Annotated in this window: 16 protein-coding genes; 7 read left to right on the top strand and 9 right to left on the bottom strand. The window is 63.8% G+C overall.

The features are described 5' to 3' along the window. Positions 1-28: 28 nt before the first annotated feature. From AC1DIO_RS12485 to yidD, 6 genes are all read right to left on the bottom strand, one after another. A complete protein-coding gene (locus AC1DIO_RS12485; RefSeq protein WP_441506155.1) occupies positions 29-874 on the bottom strand; it encodes an SGNH/GDSL hydrolase family protein in 846 nt (281 codons plus the stop codon). After that, positions 796-2,001, bottom strand: a complete 1,206-nt coding sequence (locus AC1DIO_RS12490; RefSeq protein ID WP_441491392.1) for an OpgC family protein — start codon at positions 1,999-2,001, stop codon at positions 796-798. Before AC1DIO_RS12490 ends, AC1DIO_RS12485 begins: the two co-directional genes overlap by 79 nt. A gap of 340 nt (positions 2,002-2,341) precedes the next feature. Further along, positions 2,342-2,962, bottom strand: a complete 621-nt coding sequence (locus AC1DIO_RS12495) for a GDYXXLXY domain-containing protein (protein WP_441506156.1) — start codon at positions 2,960-2,962, stop codon at positions 2,342-2,344. Beyond that, positions 2,962-4,248: a DUF2157 domain-containing protein gene (locus AC1DIO_RS12500; protein ID WP_441506157.1), complete on the bottom strand. Its 1,287-nt coding sequence runs from the start codon at positions 4,246-4,248 to the stop codon at positions 2,962-2,964. Before AC1DIO_RS12500 ends, AC1DIO_RS12495 begins: the two co-directional genes overlap by 1 nt. A gap of 58 nt (positions 4,249-4,306) precedes the next feature. After that, positions 4,307-6,307: a threonine--tRNA ligase gene (thrS, locus tag AC1DIO_RS12505; protein ID WP_476853464.1), complete on the bottom strand. Its 2,001-nt coding sequence runs from the start codon at positions 6,305-6,307 to the stop codon at positions 4,307-4,309. A 189-nt stretch (positions 6,308-6,496) separates the two neighbouring features. Next, complete coding sequence (gene yidD / locus AC1DIO_RS12510; protein ID WP_441506287.1) at positions 6,497-6,835, bottom strand: membrane protein insertion efficiency factor YidD; 339 nt, start codon at positions 6,833-6,835, stop codon at positions 6,497-6,499. Positions 6,836-6,879: 44 nt separating this feature from the next. On the opposite strand from yidD, the gene AC1DIO_RS12515 reads away from it, so the two are divergent. Then, entirely contained in the window at positions 6,880-7,629 is a 750-nt protein-coding gene (locus AC1DIO_RS12515; protein ID WP_441491396.1) for a phosphatase PAP2 family protein, read from the top strand. Here the strand turns inward: AC1DIO_RS12515 and AC1DIO_RS12520 are convergent. Further along, positions 7,622-8,092 carry an iron-sulfur cluster assembly scaffold protein gene (locus AC1DIO_RS12520; RefSeq protein WP_441491397.1) on the bottom strand — a complete coding sequence of 157 codons (471 nt, stop codon included), beginning with the start codon at positions 8,090-8,092 and terminating at the stop codon, positions 7,622-7,624. The two genes, AC1DIO_RS12515 and AC1DIO_RS12520, sit on opposite strands and share 8 nt — an antisense overlap. Positions 8,093-8,295: 203 nt before the next feature. Between AC1DIO_RS12520 and folE the strand changes: the two genes are divergently transcribed. The 3 genes from folE to AC1DIO_RS12535 all read left to right on the top strand — a co-directional run bounded on the left by folE (position 8,296) and on the right by AC1DIO_RS12535 (position 10,614). Further along, positions 8,296-8,937: a GTP cyclohydrolase I FolE gene (gene folE, locus AC1DIO_RS12525; RefSeq protein WP_441491398.1), complete on the top strand. Its 642-nt coding sequence runs from the start codon at positions 8,296-8,298 to the stop codon at positions 8,935-8,937. A 90-nt stretch (positions 8,938-9,027) separates the two neighbouring features. Then, entirely contained in the window at positions 9,028-9,438 is a 411-nt protein-coding gene (gene hisI / locus AC1DIO_RS12530; protein WP_441491399.1) for a phosphoribosyl-AMP cyclohydrolase, read from the top strand. A gap of 198 nt (positions 9,439-9,636) precedes the next feature. After that, a complete protein-coding gene (locus tag AC1DIO_RS12535; protein WP_441491400.1) occupies positions 9,637-10,614 on the top strand; it encodes a patatin-like phospholipase family protein in 978 nt (325 codons plus the stop codon). A 33-nt stretch (positions 10,615-10,647) separates the two neighbouring features. Here AC1DIO_RS12535 and AC1DIO_RS12540 read toward each other — a convergent pair whose 3' ends face one another. Together AC1DIO_RS12540 and AC1DIO_RS12545 are read right to left on the bottom strand one after the other, a co-directional pair. Continuing rightward, on the bottom strand, positions 10,648-11,079 hold the full coding sequence (locus AC1DIO_RS12540) for a CBS domain-containing protein (RefSeq protein WP_441491401.1): 432 nt from the start codon (positions 11,077-11,079) through the stop codon (positions 10,648-10,650). Between the two features lie 196 nt (positions 11,080-11,275). Further along, positions 11,276-12,097 carry a rhomboid family intramembrane serine protease gene (locus AC1DIO_RS12545; protein ID WP_476853465.1) on the bottom strand — a complete coding sequence of 274 codons (822 nt, stop codon included), beginning with the start codon at positions 12,095-12,097 and terminating at the stop codon, positions 11,276-11,278. A gap of 439 nt (positions 12,098-12,536) precedes the next feature. Between AC1DIO_RS12545 and AC1DIO_RS12550 the strand changes: the two genes are divergently transcribed. The 3 genes from AC1DIO_RS12550 (at position 12,537) to AC1DIO_RS12560 (ending at position 14,900) form a co-directional block, all read left to right on the top strand. Further along, on the top strand, positions 12,537-13,100 hold the full coding sequence (locus AC1DIO_RS12550) for a PAS domain-containing protein (RefSeq protein ID WP_441491403.1): 564 nt from the start codon (positions 12,537-12,539) through the stop codon (positions 13,098-13,100). A 59-nt stretch (positions 13,101-13,159) separates the two neighbouring features. After that, entirely contained in the window at positions 13,160-13,774 is a 615-nt protein-coding gene (locus AC1DIO_RS12555; RefSeq protein ID WP_476853466.1) for a PilZ domain-containing protein, read from the top strand. A gap of 502 nt (positions 13,775-14,276) precedes the next feature. Continuing rightward, positions 14,277-14,900, top strand: coding sequence for a transglutaminase-like cysteine peptidase (locus AC1DIO_RS12560; protein WP_069880063.1), 624 nt, complete (start codon positions 14,277-14,279; stop codon positions 14,898-14,900). Positions 14,901-14,963: the final 63 nt, after the last annotated feature.

Below are 14,963 nucleotides of genomic sequence, written 5' to 3' on the forward strand. Positions count from 1 at the left end.
TCCGCCGGGAGGACCGCAGCCGCAATGCTCAGTTGCTGGCGCTGGGAGCTTCCGCGAGGCCGAGCTTGGCCCCTGTCAGCTCGGCGGCAATCCCGTCCGCGATTCTGACGGCGAGGCAGCGATAGCCCGCATCGACCATATGGAGCCCGTCCATGCCAACGAGTTCCTCGGCCGTGAACTGCTTTGATCTCGCCCAGCTCTTCATGATGCCGTAGCGCGGGAACACCGCAGCACCCTGCTCCTCCGCGACCTTTGCCAGGACAGCCCGGTAGTCGTCATATTTCGGATAGCGCTCTTCGCGCGGCAGCCAAGGCAGATCGATCAGGACGGTGTCGACATCGGCATCGCGGAGCTTGCGAATTCCCTTCCGCAGGATTTTCGCCAGCTTCTCCTCGCCGATGTCGCGGACGGCGTCGTTGACCGCCGTCTGCCAGATCACCAGCGCCGGCTTCTCTTCCAGGACCTCAGTGTCTATCCGCTGCAGCATGTCATAGGCCGACTGGCCGCCAACACCCTTGTTGACGACCTTGACCTCGGCCTCGGGCAGCCGGCGCTTGAGCTCGGCCTCGAGAACCGCGGGGTAACTGTGGCTGATCTCGCTTGCCCCGGCTCCGGCGGTGGCCGACGAACCGAGCGCAACGATGGTGAGCTTGCCTGTGTCCCGAAGAACCCGCTTGGCGGCCGGCAGCATCGGTTGGAAGGGAAACTGGGCTGCTCCCGAACGGCAGCGCAGATCGGCCCGACCGGCAAGCGTCAGGGGCCCGGCCTGAACGGAACTGGTGACAAGTGCGGTCGTCAGGATTGCGGCGCAGAACTGTGCAGCCCGGAAGCCGGCTTCTCTGCGGAACCACGGAGCGCGTTGGACTGATACCACGACAGGAAATTTCCTAGCACTGTCAGTATCGTAATGCCACCGAGACAAACCAGCAACTGAATGCTCAAGGCGAAATAGGTTTCCGCCAGAATGATCTGTCCGATAATCGCGAGGACGATACCGGTGCAAAAGATCTCAAGGGAATGCCGGCCCAATACTGCAAGTCGCCGCCCAACCACTCCGCAAACCAGCGCCGACTGCGCCGGCACGAAACGCACGAAGAGCCAGGTGAGAGCCGCCAGATGCAGCAGGCGGGTCCAGGCCAGATTGGTCTTGTCACTGCCGATCTGCAGGTTCTCGATCCATTCGTTCAAGGCGGTAATGCCAAACGGATTTCCCGCTGAAACCTTGATGATCAGGGCGAGCCCGACAACAGCAAATGCGAGGGCATCGATGATGGCTGACCTCGGCATGACGACGCCCATCTGCACACCGCGGCCGACCACCACGCCGAGCGTGAAGACGAGCTGCCAGGCGAAGGGATTGAAGAACCAGCCCGGCGTACCCGTATTCGGCAGATTCACCTCGAAAGTGACCGCGACCTGCCAGATCAACACCGAACCCAGGAGCGCCAGCGCAGGATTGAAGCGCACGGCCCGATAGATCAGCGGAAAGGCGGCCAGCAGCACGATATAGAGCGGCAGGATGTCGAGATAATTCGGCTGGTAGGTCAGCGTCAGCGCATCCACCAGTGCCGAGAGCGTGTCGTTGAAGAAGGGCTGGATATTGATCGCCTCGATATAGAGCGGGTTCTGGGTGGTCGTTACAGCCCGCGCCACAACCCCGCAGACGATCACGAAAACTGCGATATGGGCGATGTAGAGCGTCCAGATACGGCCGCCGATACGGAGCGCTCCCATGCCGAGACCACGGCGCTCGATGACCGAGCCATAGGCGAGCGTGGCCGAGACGCCAGCCAGGAGAACAAAGATGTCGGCCGCATCCGAGAAGCCGAAATTATGCGGCATCACGGCAGCAACGACGTTTCCCGGCATGTGATTGATGAAGATGACCAGCAGGGCGAGCCCGCGGACGGCATCGATCCGCATGTCGCGTCCCACCGGTCTCGCAGCCAGCGCACCCGCGCCGCGAAGAAGGTAGTGCCCGAAGGACGGGAAATGCGACACCAGCAGCTTCTCCGGAACGCGAGGAACACGGCCATCGGTGTTTCAGGCCAACCACCCGGACCGCCAAGGCCGGGCCAAGCATGAACGGATTCTGCTGATTCCGTTCATCTCACGTTCATATAACGCTATCGATGCGGCCGCCATGGGGAAGCGGGATCACATCTATGTGTCTCCGGAATATGCGCGGAAGATGGCAGCCGTCGCGTGCCTGCTGGAAAGCCGGCGGATCGATCAATCACGACTCCGCGACCGAGCGGGGCTTCGCCGTGAACGCCTTGATTCTATTGATATTCGAACGCGGCCTCGCATTGCCCCAAGGCAATGCCGACGCGAGCCAGCCCTAGAAGGGTGGCTCGGCGTGGACCAGTCTGCCGTCGATCAGCAGCCGCTTGATCGCAGAACTGCCCGAGGGTGCGACGGCCGCAACGACTTCCAGCCTGCTGCGTTCCGTGCGCTCGATCGCGAGCCCGGTCCCTTGCGGCACGAAGTAGCTCTCGAGCCCATAGGCGACACGCATTCCGTTGCGGGTTCGTGAGCAATCAACGATCCCGTTCTCCGCTCGCGGGCACACGCCAGTGGTGAGCACATGGCCCTCGATCACCACATCCGACCCGCTTGTCGGCGGCCTGATCTTGTAGGCTCCGACCGGCCGGGCGAAGCCATCGGTGCCAGGGGTGAGCTGCACATGGATGGGATCGCCGCGGCTGAAGTCGCGGTCCCCCTGGAGGCCGGCAAGATCGAGCGTGCTGATATCGTAATTCAAGATGACGTAATCACCTCGAAACAGGTCACGCGGATCGACTGGCGCCGTCCTCAACCTCACCTCGCTGCCGGAACGCAGGATGCGGGCTCGGCCTTCGACAAGCATCCCGATCGCGCCGCAGAGCACGATCATCGAGACGAGGGCCCGCAAGGTCGCCGGCACGCGGGCAACGATCCGGTCGGCGACGAGCGCGCCCATCACGCCACCTCCCCCACCGGCCGGGCAAGGCGCGCGAAGAGCCGTCGCGCACCACTGGCAAGCAGCAGCAGCACCGCGCCTGCGATCAGGAAGAACAGCGACTGGTCGAGCAGGCTGCCGATGGTCTGCCAAAGCAGGATCAGGATGGCGACACCGAACAATGCCGCACCGGCAACGACCAGACGCCGGACTCCGCCGATCGCTCCGGCGGCAATCAACCCCACGGCGCTCGCAAGGACGAGGCTCGCCACCACGACCTTGCCGGACAGGCGCATCGCACCACCCATCCAGAAGATCGTCGGCACCAAAAGTGCAAACAGGAGAGCGATGCCCAGAGGAACAGCAAAACGCCGCTCGCGCGCCAACGCAACGAAGGCGCACACGCCAGGGACAACGACGGCATAGGCGAGATAGACCGGCCAGCTCGCGTGCCCGCCCCGCGACCAGCTGGAATCGAGGATGCGGATCAGCTCAACATTGAGCACCACCATCAGCCCGAGCAGCCCCCAGGGCAGGCAGGCGCTCAGAAGAGTCGGCCCGCCGCGATCCAGCGCCACCGCACCGAGCACGATATAGGAGGTCGAGAGCGCGAGCCCATAGGCCAGGAGCCAGTAGTCGAAGGAGCCACGCAGCCAGTCACCGGGCACGAGCGCCAGCCAGCACGCGAGCGAGAGGACGGCGACATGATGCACGAGCCGGGCCCGGCGCCCCAATGCCAACCACAGCGCCGGCAGATAGCCGAGCAGGAAATAGAACTGGAGCGAGCCGCCGCTATCCTGCCAGCGCCCCCAGCTCCAGCTTGCCAGAGCGATGAACGCAACGATCAGAGCACCGTCCGAGCGCTGCAGAAACGCGACGGCCAATGCGCCGAGCGCGATCAGGAGCGCCCCCCCCGGCCAATCCGTCGGCAAATGATACATCTGGCCKACCAGAGCGACACCGGCGGCAAAACAGAGGACACCGCAGGTCGAGGCGGCATCAGCACCAAGCTTGGAACCTCGGATCTCGAGGCTGGCTGAAATCCCGAGAGCGACCACGATACTGGCCAGGATCATTGCCAGCTTCGTCAGCCGCGGAATCTCCTCCCAGTTCGCCGCGACGAAGGCTGCAACGCTTGCCGCGATGAGCAACCCGCCCAGCATTCCGAGCAGCCCCGGAAGCCGAAAGCCCCCGTCGCGCCGCAGCGAGCCACGAATTGCGGTCGCACTGTCGGAGCTGACAAGCCCCTCAGCGACCCAGCGACTCAAATCGGCTTCGAGCCGCTTGCGATAAGATCCCGTCAGCATCCCCGGCACTCTGGCATGCGGGGCCCGGATTTGGCGAGCCCCGCATGAACGAGCGTCTTCAGGATGCTGCCATCTCGGCCCTGCGGCGAACCAGATCCGGAGGCATCGCCTCGGTCGTGAAGGCCACGAGTGCCTCGTCCAGGCTCATCACCGTCTGCTGCTGGCTGCCGAGACGGCGCACGGTCACCGTGCGCTCCTCGGCCTCGCGCTTGCCGACGGCCAGAATCACCGGGACCTTGGCAAGCGAGTGCTCCCGCACCTTGTAGCTGATCTTCTCGTTGCGAAGATCGGCACGTGCCCTGAGACCCTGGTTCATACAGGCAATCGTGACCTGCTCGGCATAGGCATCCGCCTCGGAGGTGATCGGACAGACCAGGATCTGTTCCGGCGCGAGCCAGAGCGGAAAATGGCCGGCATGATGTTCGATCAGGATGCCGGTGAAGCGCTCCAGCGAACCGCAGATCGCGCGGTGCACCATGCTCGGCGTCTTCTTCTCGCCATCGGAGCCGATATAGAAGGCGCMGAAGCGCTCCGGCAGGTTGAAGTCGACCTGTGTCGTGCCGCACTGCCAGTCGCGCCCGATCGCATCGCGAAGGACATACTCGAACTTGGGGCCGTAGAAGGCGCCCTCACCCGGGTTGATCTCCGTCTTGATCCGGTTGCCGGATTGCCGGGCGATCAGATCCAGCACCTTCGTCATCACGTCTTCGGCGTGGTCCCACATCGCATCGGTACCGACGCGCTTCTCCGGACGGGTCGAAAGCTTGATGACGAGATCGTCGGTAAAGCCGAAATCGGCATAGACCGAGAGGATCAGGTCATTGATCTTCAGACACTCCGCCGCCAGGTCGTTTTCAGCGCAGAAGATGTGCGCGTCGTCCTGCGTGAAGCCGCGCACACGCATCAGCCCATGCAGCGCGCCAGAGGGCTCATAGCGATGGACCGCGCCGAACTCGGCGAGCCGGATCGGCAGGTCGCGATAGCTCTTGAGCCCATGCTTGAAGATCTGGACATGGCCGGGGCAGTTCATCGGCTTCAGCGCGAACATGCGCTGGTCCTTCTCCGGATCATTCGGATGCTCGAGCGCGCCGGCCGATTTCACCGCGAACATGTTGTCCTGATACCAGCCCCAGTGGCCTGAGGTTTCCCAGAGCGACTTGTCGAGGATCTGCGGCGCATTGACCTCCTCGTAATCGGCGGCGAGCCGCCGGCGCATATAGGCGATGATCTCCTGGAACAGGCGCCAGCCCTTCGAGTGCCAGAAGACGACGCCCGGCCCTTCCTCCTGGAAATGGAACAGGTCCATTTCCCGGCCGAGCTTGCGGTGGTCGCGCTTCTCCGCCTCCTCGATCTGCTTGAGATGCGCGTCGAGCTCCTCCTGCTTGGCGAAGGCGGTGCCGTAGATCCGCGTCAGCATCGGATTGTTGCTGTCACCGCGCCAATAGGCGCCAGCCACCTTCATCAGTTTGAAGGCGTTGCCGACCTTGCCGACCGAGGTCATGTGCGGCCCGCGGCAGAGGTCGATCCAGTCACCCTGAGCGTACATCTTCAGGGTCTGGTCTTCCGGGATCGCATCGACGAGCTCGACCTTGAAGGCCTCACCCTTGTCGCGGAAGAATTGCTTGGCCCTGTCGCGGCTCCACTCTTCCTTGGTGAAGGCTTTGTCGCGCGCGATGATCTCGCGCATCTTCTTCTCGATCGGCGCGAAATCCTCTGGAGAGAACGGCTCGTTCCGGAAAAAATCGTAGAAGAAGCCGTTCTCGATCACCGGGCCGATGGTGACCTGCGTGCCGGGATAGAGTTCCTGCACGGCTTCGGCGAGCACGTGGGCGCAATCATGGCGGATCAACTCGAGCGCGCGCGGATCCTCGCGGTTGAGGAACTCGATCTTCGCATCGCGGTCGATTGCATCGCCGAGATCGACGACGGTGCCGTCGAGCGCCATGGCGACGGTGCGCTTCAGCAGAGAGGGGGAAATGCCGCCGGCAATCTCCTTTCCGGTGATGCCGGAAGGAAACTCGCGCGTGGCGCCATCAGGAAAGGTCAGGGAGATCGTCATCGATCGCGCTCCTGCTCACTCGGGGAAACGAACCCCGTAAGCCAAGGCCGGATACTGTTCGGGGAAACGCGTGAAGACCCGCATCCGGTTCAAGGGCTTCACGCTTTGCGAAGCGCCGAGTGGGATCGAGCCGATTTCGCCCGCCTCGCCTATACCAGCCGGCAGCCGCAGGCAATCGATGTAGCAGGATCACTCGTCGAGCGGAGGCGGGGCATTCACGCCGCGCCAGCGACCATAGGACCAGGGCTGGTACCAGGCGGAGTTCGGCGGCAATTCCTCGCAGACGAGATCGATGCCGCTGGTGCCGAGCGGCGTACAGCGGCAGATCCGCGCGGCACCGACCCAGCCACCGCGCCAGAGCCCGAAGCGCTGGATCGCCTCATCCGTGTAACTCGAGCAGCTCGGCCAATGCCGGCATTGGCGTCCAATCAGCATCGAGATGCTCAGCTGGTAACCGCGGATCAACCAATGCGCGCCAGAACGTGGTGCACGCGCAAAAAGACGTGACAACACGCGCACCGATGTCATTTCATCATTCTTCGTCATTACCTGTTTCATTTTGAGATTCGCTCATGCTTTGCTCCGCTCCGCGATCGGCCTCCCGTTTCCGCATCGGCGCGACCTCCATTCTGGTTCCCGCTGCCTTGCTTTTGTCGCTGACATCAGCGCCTGCCCAGCAGCGGAACAGCCTCCTCTGGCTTGAGCCCGGCAAGATCGATGTCGCCAAGATCATCGGCCTGCCCCCGGCAATGAACTCGCCCGAGCACAGGAAGGAGTTCGAAGAGGTTCTTCAGATCACGCTGAATCGGACGCCGGAGCGCGAGAAAGCCGCGATCGCGGATCAATATCAGACGCTCAATCGCTTTCTCGAAGGCATGGGAATCGACGCCCACCTCTCCGAGCACCGCGAGGTTCGCCTGCTTTTTCGCGAAGCGAATATCGAACTCGGCATCGTGCTCCTCAGCGTGCGCCGCCTGACGTCGCGGACGCGGCCCTTTGCGATGTGGAACAAGGTCAGGGTCAAGCCCTGCCCCGGCGGCAGGCCGGAAGGGACCTCCTTCCCCGCCGGCCATGCCGCGACTGCCGCACTCTATGCCGCACTGCTCAGCGATGCTGCCCCGGAGCTGAAGGACAAGTTCGCGGAGCGCGTCACAAGCTATGGCGAGAGCCGGCTGGTTTGCGGCTTCCATTATGCCAGCGACCTCGTGGCGGGCGAGAAGGTCGGCCGACACGTTGCCGATGCGCTTCTGGCGGACCGAGCCTTCAGGCAGCGCTTCGACGAAACACGTCCCGAAATCCGAAAGTCGCTGGGGCTCACCTGAGCGCCGCAACCTTGGCTGCCGGCGCCGCGGCCTCGCGCGCCGCCTCGATCTGACCGATCGCGTCGACCACGGCATCGAAGGTCAGCATGGTCGAGGCATGGCGTGCCTTATAGTCGCGCACCGGCACCAGAACGGCGAGATCGCTCCACTTGCCCGCGGGCGGCTCGGCATTCTCCTTCAGGATCGCACGCGCCTGCTCGCGAACCGCGCGAAGTTCGCCGGCCGTGGACCCGATGACCTGGCGCGCCATGATCGAGGAGGACGCCTGCCCAAGCGCGCAGGCTTTGACGTCATGCCCGAAGCCGGTGACGACATCGCCGTCCATCGTCAGATCGACGGTGACGGTGGAGCCGCACAGCCTGGAATGCGCGGTCGCAGTCGCGTCCGGCGTCGGCAATCGCTCGAGCAGCGGGATGTTTCCTGCCAGTTCCAGGATGCGTTTGTTGTAGACGTCGCTCAGCATGACTTGGTCCTCGCCGGCTCTGGAATGACCGGCGCGCGGTTCCAATATAGGGTGGAACGCCTGCGTGCGGGAGATGGGTGGCGCCCGATGATGCCGCAGGAGCAGAACTTGTCGCAATTCTTACGAGGCGACGCGATGTCACGGCGACCCGCCGAATCTGCATCGCTAGGCCTTGGGACACGAACCGTAACGGGAGGCACCACATGATCCCTGTGGTTAAGTCCTTGTCCGTCGAGAGGGCTCTCAGCCCCTCCGCTGACAAGTTTCCAGACAGGCGTCCGACCCAGGAGCAGGCCGAGGAGGCTGTGCGTACCCTCCTTCTGTGGGCGGGCGACGACCCCTCCCGCGAAGGCCTGCTTGAAACGCCGCAGCGCGTCGCCAAGGCCTACAAGGAATTCTACAGGGGCTACTCCGAAAATCCCGACGAGATCCTCGACCGGGTCTTCGAGGAGGTCGACAACTATCAGGACATGGTCCTCGTCCGCGACATCCCCTTCCATTCGCATTGCGAGCACCACATGGTGCCTTTCGTCGGCAAGGCGCATATCGGCTACTACCCCGCGAAGGGCGTTGTCGGCCTGTCGAAGCTGGCCCGCATCGTCGATGTCTACGCTCGGCGCCTCCAGACCCAGGAGGCCATGACGGCGCAGATTGCCCGGATCATCGACAAGGCGCTCGAACCGCGCGGCGTCGCCGTTCTGGTGGAGGCCGAGCACATGTGCATGTCGATGCGGGGCGTGCTGAAGCAAGGCTCATCGACGCTGACCACGCAATATACCGGCGTGTTCAAGGACCCTGCCGAACAGGTCCGCTTCTTCACCATGGTCAAGTCACCTGGCCTGTAGGATTGGCGCGACGCAGCATTGGCGATAACCACCGCCACCATGATAAGGGGCGCCTCGCGAGATGCGCCCTGTCCTGCTGCGGAGCCGCCAATGTCCAGCTTCCCCGTTTTGTCCGACAAGCATGCGCTCGAGGAAGGCACGACGCTGGCGCCGCGCTTCGACACCAGCGGCCTCGTCACCTGCGTGACGACCGACGCCGAGACGGGCGAACTCCTGATGGTCGCCCATATGAACGCCGAAGCCCTTCAACGCAGCATCGCGACGGGGGAAGCCTGGTACTGGTCGCGCTCGCGCAAGGAGCTCTGGCACAAGGGCGCCACCTCCGGACAGGTCCAGACCATCCTCGAGATGCGCGTCGACTGCGACCAGGATGCCATTTGGCTGAAGGTGAAGGTCGCGGGCGATGGCGGGTGCTGCCACACGGGCCGGCACTCGTGCTTTTACCGGGTGAAGCCGCTGCGCGATGCCGCAGTCGAACCTCTCACCTTGCTCGCCACGTGATGCAGGGCCGCGTTGGCAATCCTTTCACCAATCTAACATTTTTCTGTCAAATCCGCTTGTTAGGCGCAACCGTCGCGCGTGTGATTCAGGTTCTCCTCACTTTCTCGCGAGACGATGATCCACCCGCGGAGGGTCGGGATCATGTTATGGGATGGTATTGCTCGACGGGCCTTTGGAATGGGCGGCGGCGTGGCCTCTATGAATGACCTTAGTATCGAACCGCTGCTGCGGCGCAGCAGCAGACCAAGGATCGGCCTTGCTCTCGGTGGTGGAGCTGCGCGCGGCTGGGCCCATATCGGCGTAATCGAGGTCCTGACGGAAGCGGGCTTCGCCCCCGATGTCATTGCCGGAACATCGATCGGCGCCGTGGTCGGCGGCTGCTTTTCCGCGGGAAAGCTGCCGGCGCTGACCGAATTCGCGATGGGCCTGACCAAGCGCCGTGTCGTCGGACTGATGGACTTCCACATCGGTGGCGCGGGCCTCATCTCCGGTGGTCGCCTGAAGCGCCTGCTTGAACGCGACCTTGTCGGCATCCGCATCGAGGCCCTGCCGCAGCGCTTCGTCGCAGTGGCGACAGAACTCGGCACGGGCCACGAAATCTGGCTGACCCATGGCCCACTCGTCGAGGCCCTGCGTGCCTCCTACGCGCTGCCCGGCGTCTTCGATCCGGTGAAGCTCGGCGGGCGCTGGTTGATGGACGGCGCCCTGGTCAACCCTGTGCCAGTCACCGCCGCACGCGCGCTTGGCGCCGATGTCGTGATCTGCGTCAACCTCAACAGCGACCTCTCGGGACGCGGCACCACCATCCAGAACCACAGCTCGGATCCGGACCCCGAACCCCTGCCCGAGCTCGACATTCGCCCGACTTCGCGCTGGCTGGACGGCATCAGCGGTGCGGCACGGCGCATGCGCGGCTTCCTTGGCCGCGCCAGCAACGATCAGCCCGGGCTCGCCGGCGTGATGGTCGATGCCTTCAACATCACCCAGGATCGCATCTCGCGCTCGCGGCTGGCCGGCGATCCGCCCGACGTCATGATCGGGCCCAAGCTCGCCAAGGTCGGCCTGTTCGATTTCCATCGGGCCGATGAGGCCATGGAACTCGGCCGCGTCGCCGCACGGCGCGCGCTCGACGAGATCGCGGCCATGGTCGCGAGCAATCACATCGCGGCCGACTGATCCGGGCTGCTCGCTCTGCAGGGCAGACCGGCCTCAGGCCATCGCGATGTAATCCCGCATGGCCCGGCTCTCGGCCTCGATCTCGGCGACACGGTGCTTCACGACGTCCCCGATCGAGACGATCCCCGTGACCCGCCCGTTCTCAAGCACCGGAACATGGCGGAAGCGGCCCACCGTCATCAGCTCCATCAACTCATCAACGCTGGTCTCATGGCGGCAGGTAACGACCTTGGCCGTCATGATCCGCGAGACCGGGCTCTCCAATGCGGCCGTCCCAGTTTCGGCAAGAGCGCGGATGATGTCTCTTTCGGACAGGATTCCGAGCAAGCTGCCGTCGGCGCCAGCGACCACGACTGCGCCGATACGCTTCTCGCCAAGCGTGCGGATTGCCTCGGCGAGCGTACGATGCGGCTGCACCGAGATGACATCGTGCCCCTTGTTACCGAGAATCTGCGCGACGTTCATGAACGCGTTCCTCCTGTTTGGCGCACCATCGCCCTGGCGCGCGAAATCAACGGGAGCGTTGCCCGGCCGATGACGGGTCAAGTCGCCAAAGAGGCCGTCGCAAGCCCTTCGCAGAACCGGGAGTGTGGGCGAAGACCGGGGCGACGGCAAGGCGAATGGCGCGAAGCCGCGGGCAGATTGGCGGCTTCGGGCCCCCTCAGCGCCGTACCGCGCCGGGATCGAGCAGCGGGAACAGCAGCAGTCCGACGAGAAAGCCGCCGATATGCGCCTCCCAGGCAATGCTGGTGTCCTCGCCCAGGATCGGAACCAGCCCGGCGCCGAACAGGAAATTCGTGGCGAACCAGATCACGATGAAGATCAGGGCGCGTGGATTGCGCCAGAGATGCCCGAAAGGTTCCGCAGGAATCGAGCGCACCACGGCGTCATCCGCCAACCCACCAAAGCGCAAGCCAGGTGCGAAGACGAAGCGGATCGCGGCGGCAGTCGCCCCTGAAACGGCCGCCGAGGCGCCAACCAAAGGCAGCACATCGAGATCGCGTGACCACCAGTGCAGCAGAGCGCCGCCGATCGTCGAAAGCGCCATCAGATTGAGAAAGCGCCCGGTTCCGAGGCGACGCGCCACCGGACTGCCGAAGGCCGCAAGCCAGACGACATTTGATAGCAGATGCACCCAGGAGCCGTGCAGCAGACCATAGGTGAGCAAGGTCCAGAGGCGTGGGCCGCCATCGGCAATCAGCAACCGCACAAGCTGCAACCGGTCCGCCAGATCCTGCCCGGCCATCCTTTGCGTCAACTCGGCGAGCATGTCCTGCGCACGGCTGGGGTCGAGCCAGAGGCTCAGCCGTGCCGGCACGAAAGCGAGCCAGGACATCAGGACGAAGTCGTCATATTCCGACAGCACGGAGCGCCCGGCCTGGATCAGCGCGAGTGCGGCGATCAGCCAGACGACGGCGGATGGCAGGTTCAGGATCGGTTCGCGCTCTGGCGGGGCCGACGGGCCGGCAGGAATCTGGGACATGCTACGCAACCCTTGCCGAAGCTGCACCTGCGACGCAAGCCGGCCGATGCTTCCTTTTGCGCGGGCCGAATGAAAAAGGGGAGAGCCACCGGCCCTCCCCCTTCTCGGCTGTGGCCCTGCCGCTGCGCGAAGCATCGGCAGCACGGTCACGCCCCCCATTCACCCCGAATGACCCCAGGGCCCACCTCGCGGCCGGCCCTCGAATTGGCTTGCATTTGATAAGCATTTTAACGGGTTATCCACAATGCTAAGATTTCGTTAACCCTAACGAGCCTGCGCCCGTCGTCCTGTCCGCCCCCCATGGCAAGACGGCATGCCCACTGCGTCTCGCGATTCGGCAGGGACCGAAACGTCCCGCGCTCTGACGAATATGTGTCCTTACGACACGTATTCGGACTTGCGGCGTACGCAGACAGGACAGGATGTCAGAATGAAAAACATGAGCACCCGCCTTGTGTTCGATTACTGGGACGTGCTGCGCGGCGAGCGTTCCGCGCCGGAACGGGGCGAGATCGAGCCAGGTGCGCTGCGTCATGCCCTCGCCGACACGTTCGTTCTCGAGAATGAGCCGATCGGGCCCGTCTTTCGGCTGGCCGGCACGCGGCTCTGTGCGCTCTTCGGCAGCGAACTGCGCGGACGCGCCTTTGCCGCACTCTGGCCGGACGTGGAAGCCCAGGGCGAAATGCGCCGCCTCGTGCAAACCGTGATGGATGAATCCGCCGGCGCCGTCGCTGGCCTCTCGGCCGAGACCATGAACGGCTCTCCGGTCTATCTCGAACTGCTGTTGCTGCCGCTGCGCTATCGCGGTCGGACCCATGCACGCGTTCTCGGGGCGCTCTCGCCCGCCCTGACGCCGGAATGGCTTGGGCTCGACACCTTGGCCTCCATGCGCATGATCTCGCTCCGGATGCTGTGGCCGTCGGCCCATAGCCAGCGTGCGCCTGAACCCGTTGCACGCGTCATGCCGCCAAAATTCCTGGTCCTTCCGGGCGGCAGAAACTGAAGATCTAACGTATCGTTAACCCTCCCGCCGCTAGGGTCGGCCCAAATCAGGCTGATCCGATGCTTAGTGCGCAGCACACCTCCCGTCCGGCCATCCGCCCTGTCGAGCGCAGGCGGCATCAGCGTATGAAGGTCGTGCTGCTCGGACGCTACATGCTTCCGAACCGCATGGAATACCCTTGCCAGACGGTCGACATCTCCCCGGGCGGCCTGCATCTCGTCGCCCCCGCCAAGGCCCATCCCGGCGAGCGGGTCATCGTCTATCTCGAACATCTCGGCCGTATTGAGGGCATTGCCGTCCGCACCACGCTGGAAGGCTTCGCGATGACCATCACCGCGACCAGCCGCAAGCGCGAGAAATTCACCGCCCAGCTGACATGGCTGGCCAATCGCGATGAACTGGGACTGCCGGAGGATCGGCGTCACGAGCGCATCATTCCGCGCAATCCCCGCTCGATGCTGACGCTCGATGACGGTTCGGAGCACGTCGTGCGGGTGATCGACATCTCGTTGTCGGGCGTCGCCTTTTCAACCGAGCAGCAACTACCGATCAACACGCCGGTCAAGATCGGCGGCACGGCAGCCAAGGTCGTCCGCCGGTTCGATAGCGGCTACGCGGCGGAGTTCCGCTTCCCGCTCTCTGCCGATGTGCTCGACGAGAATCTCGAGCTCTGATCCGGGCGGCCCATCGCCCCCTCTCTCTTTCAAGACATCGTCTCATGCATGACGCCCGGGCGTCAGCGTGGTCTGGCTGTTTCGGGACCTAGGCCGGGGTGTCAGCCCGTCGATGTCTCAACGTGCGGCGTCGGGGCGACGCGCTGAAATCCAAGCGCCATGCCGGAGCGCCCCCCACATGGGCTCGTCTACGGATTCCGGCCGTACGCCTCGCCTGAGCGGAGTGTGACATGAGGGACAGCTCGCTGCCCTCAGTCGGGGGCGCGCCTCGTCGCGTTTCCCCACAGCGTTAATGAAACCTGCCCACAACATTCAGACCTGCCACAGTTAACGAATCGAGAACGCAGCGCTCACATTTCTTACTTCGGCATTTGGCGTTGATTTATACTGTCAGATGATCCGAATACGTAGCGCCTGATTACATAAAATTGCTTGTTTCCATTTCAAGCGACATCCATCTGCCTCACGCATCGTCTGCCCCAGGGACAGGAAAGGGGACGACATGCTTTCTATTCATCGGGGTACAGTTCTGGCTGCGCTGATCGCAGTTGCTGGAATTTCATCGGTTCAGGCCCAACAGGTTGCGGCTCTACCGGCCGCCGCCATGCCGATTGCAGCTTCGGGCGATGCCCGGGCGCCTTATGCCTGGACGGATTTCTGCAAGCGCAATCCGGTCGAATGCGCGGTCAATACTCAGGAGCCCGAGCGTGTCGAGATGACGCCAAAGCTCTGGAAGACGATTATTGCTCTCAACAACAAGACAAATCGGGAGATCGAAGCGATCACGGACCAGGACCACTGGGGCGTCGTCGATCGCTGGGACATCCCGACCGACGGCAAGGGCGACTGCGAGGATTACGCCCTGCTCAAGCGCAAGCGTCTTGCCGAAGCCGGTGTGCCCCGTCGCGCCATGTTGATGACCGTCGTGATCGACGAGGAAAATGCCGGCCACGCCGTGCTGATGATCCGTACGGATCGCGGTGATTATGTGCTCGACAACAAGCGCAACGCGATCCTGCCGTGGAGCCAGACCGGCTACGTCTACGTCAAGCGCGAGTCGCAGTATCAGACGGGTTGGACCTCGCTCGGCGGACTCTCGACGCCGACTGTCGCTTCGGCTCGCTGAAGACGAACAAGATTGGCCGCAGCACCAGGCTGCCGCGGCCACATGGACGGCGAGGCTCGGTCA

It is taken from the genome of Allobosea sp. 05T439, assembly GCF_056396005.1.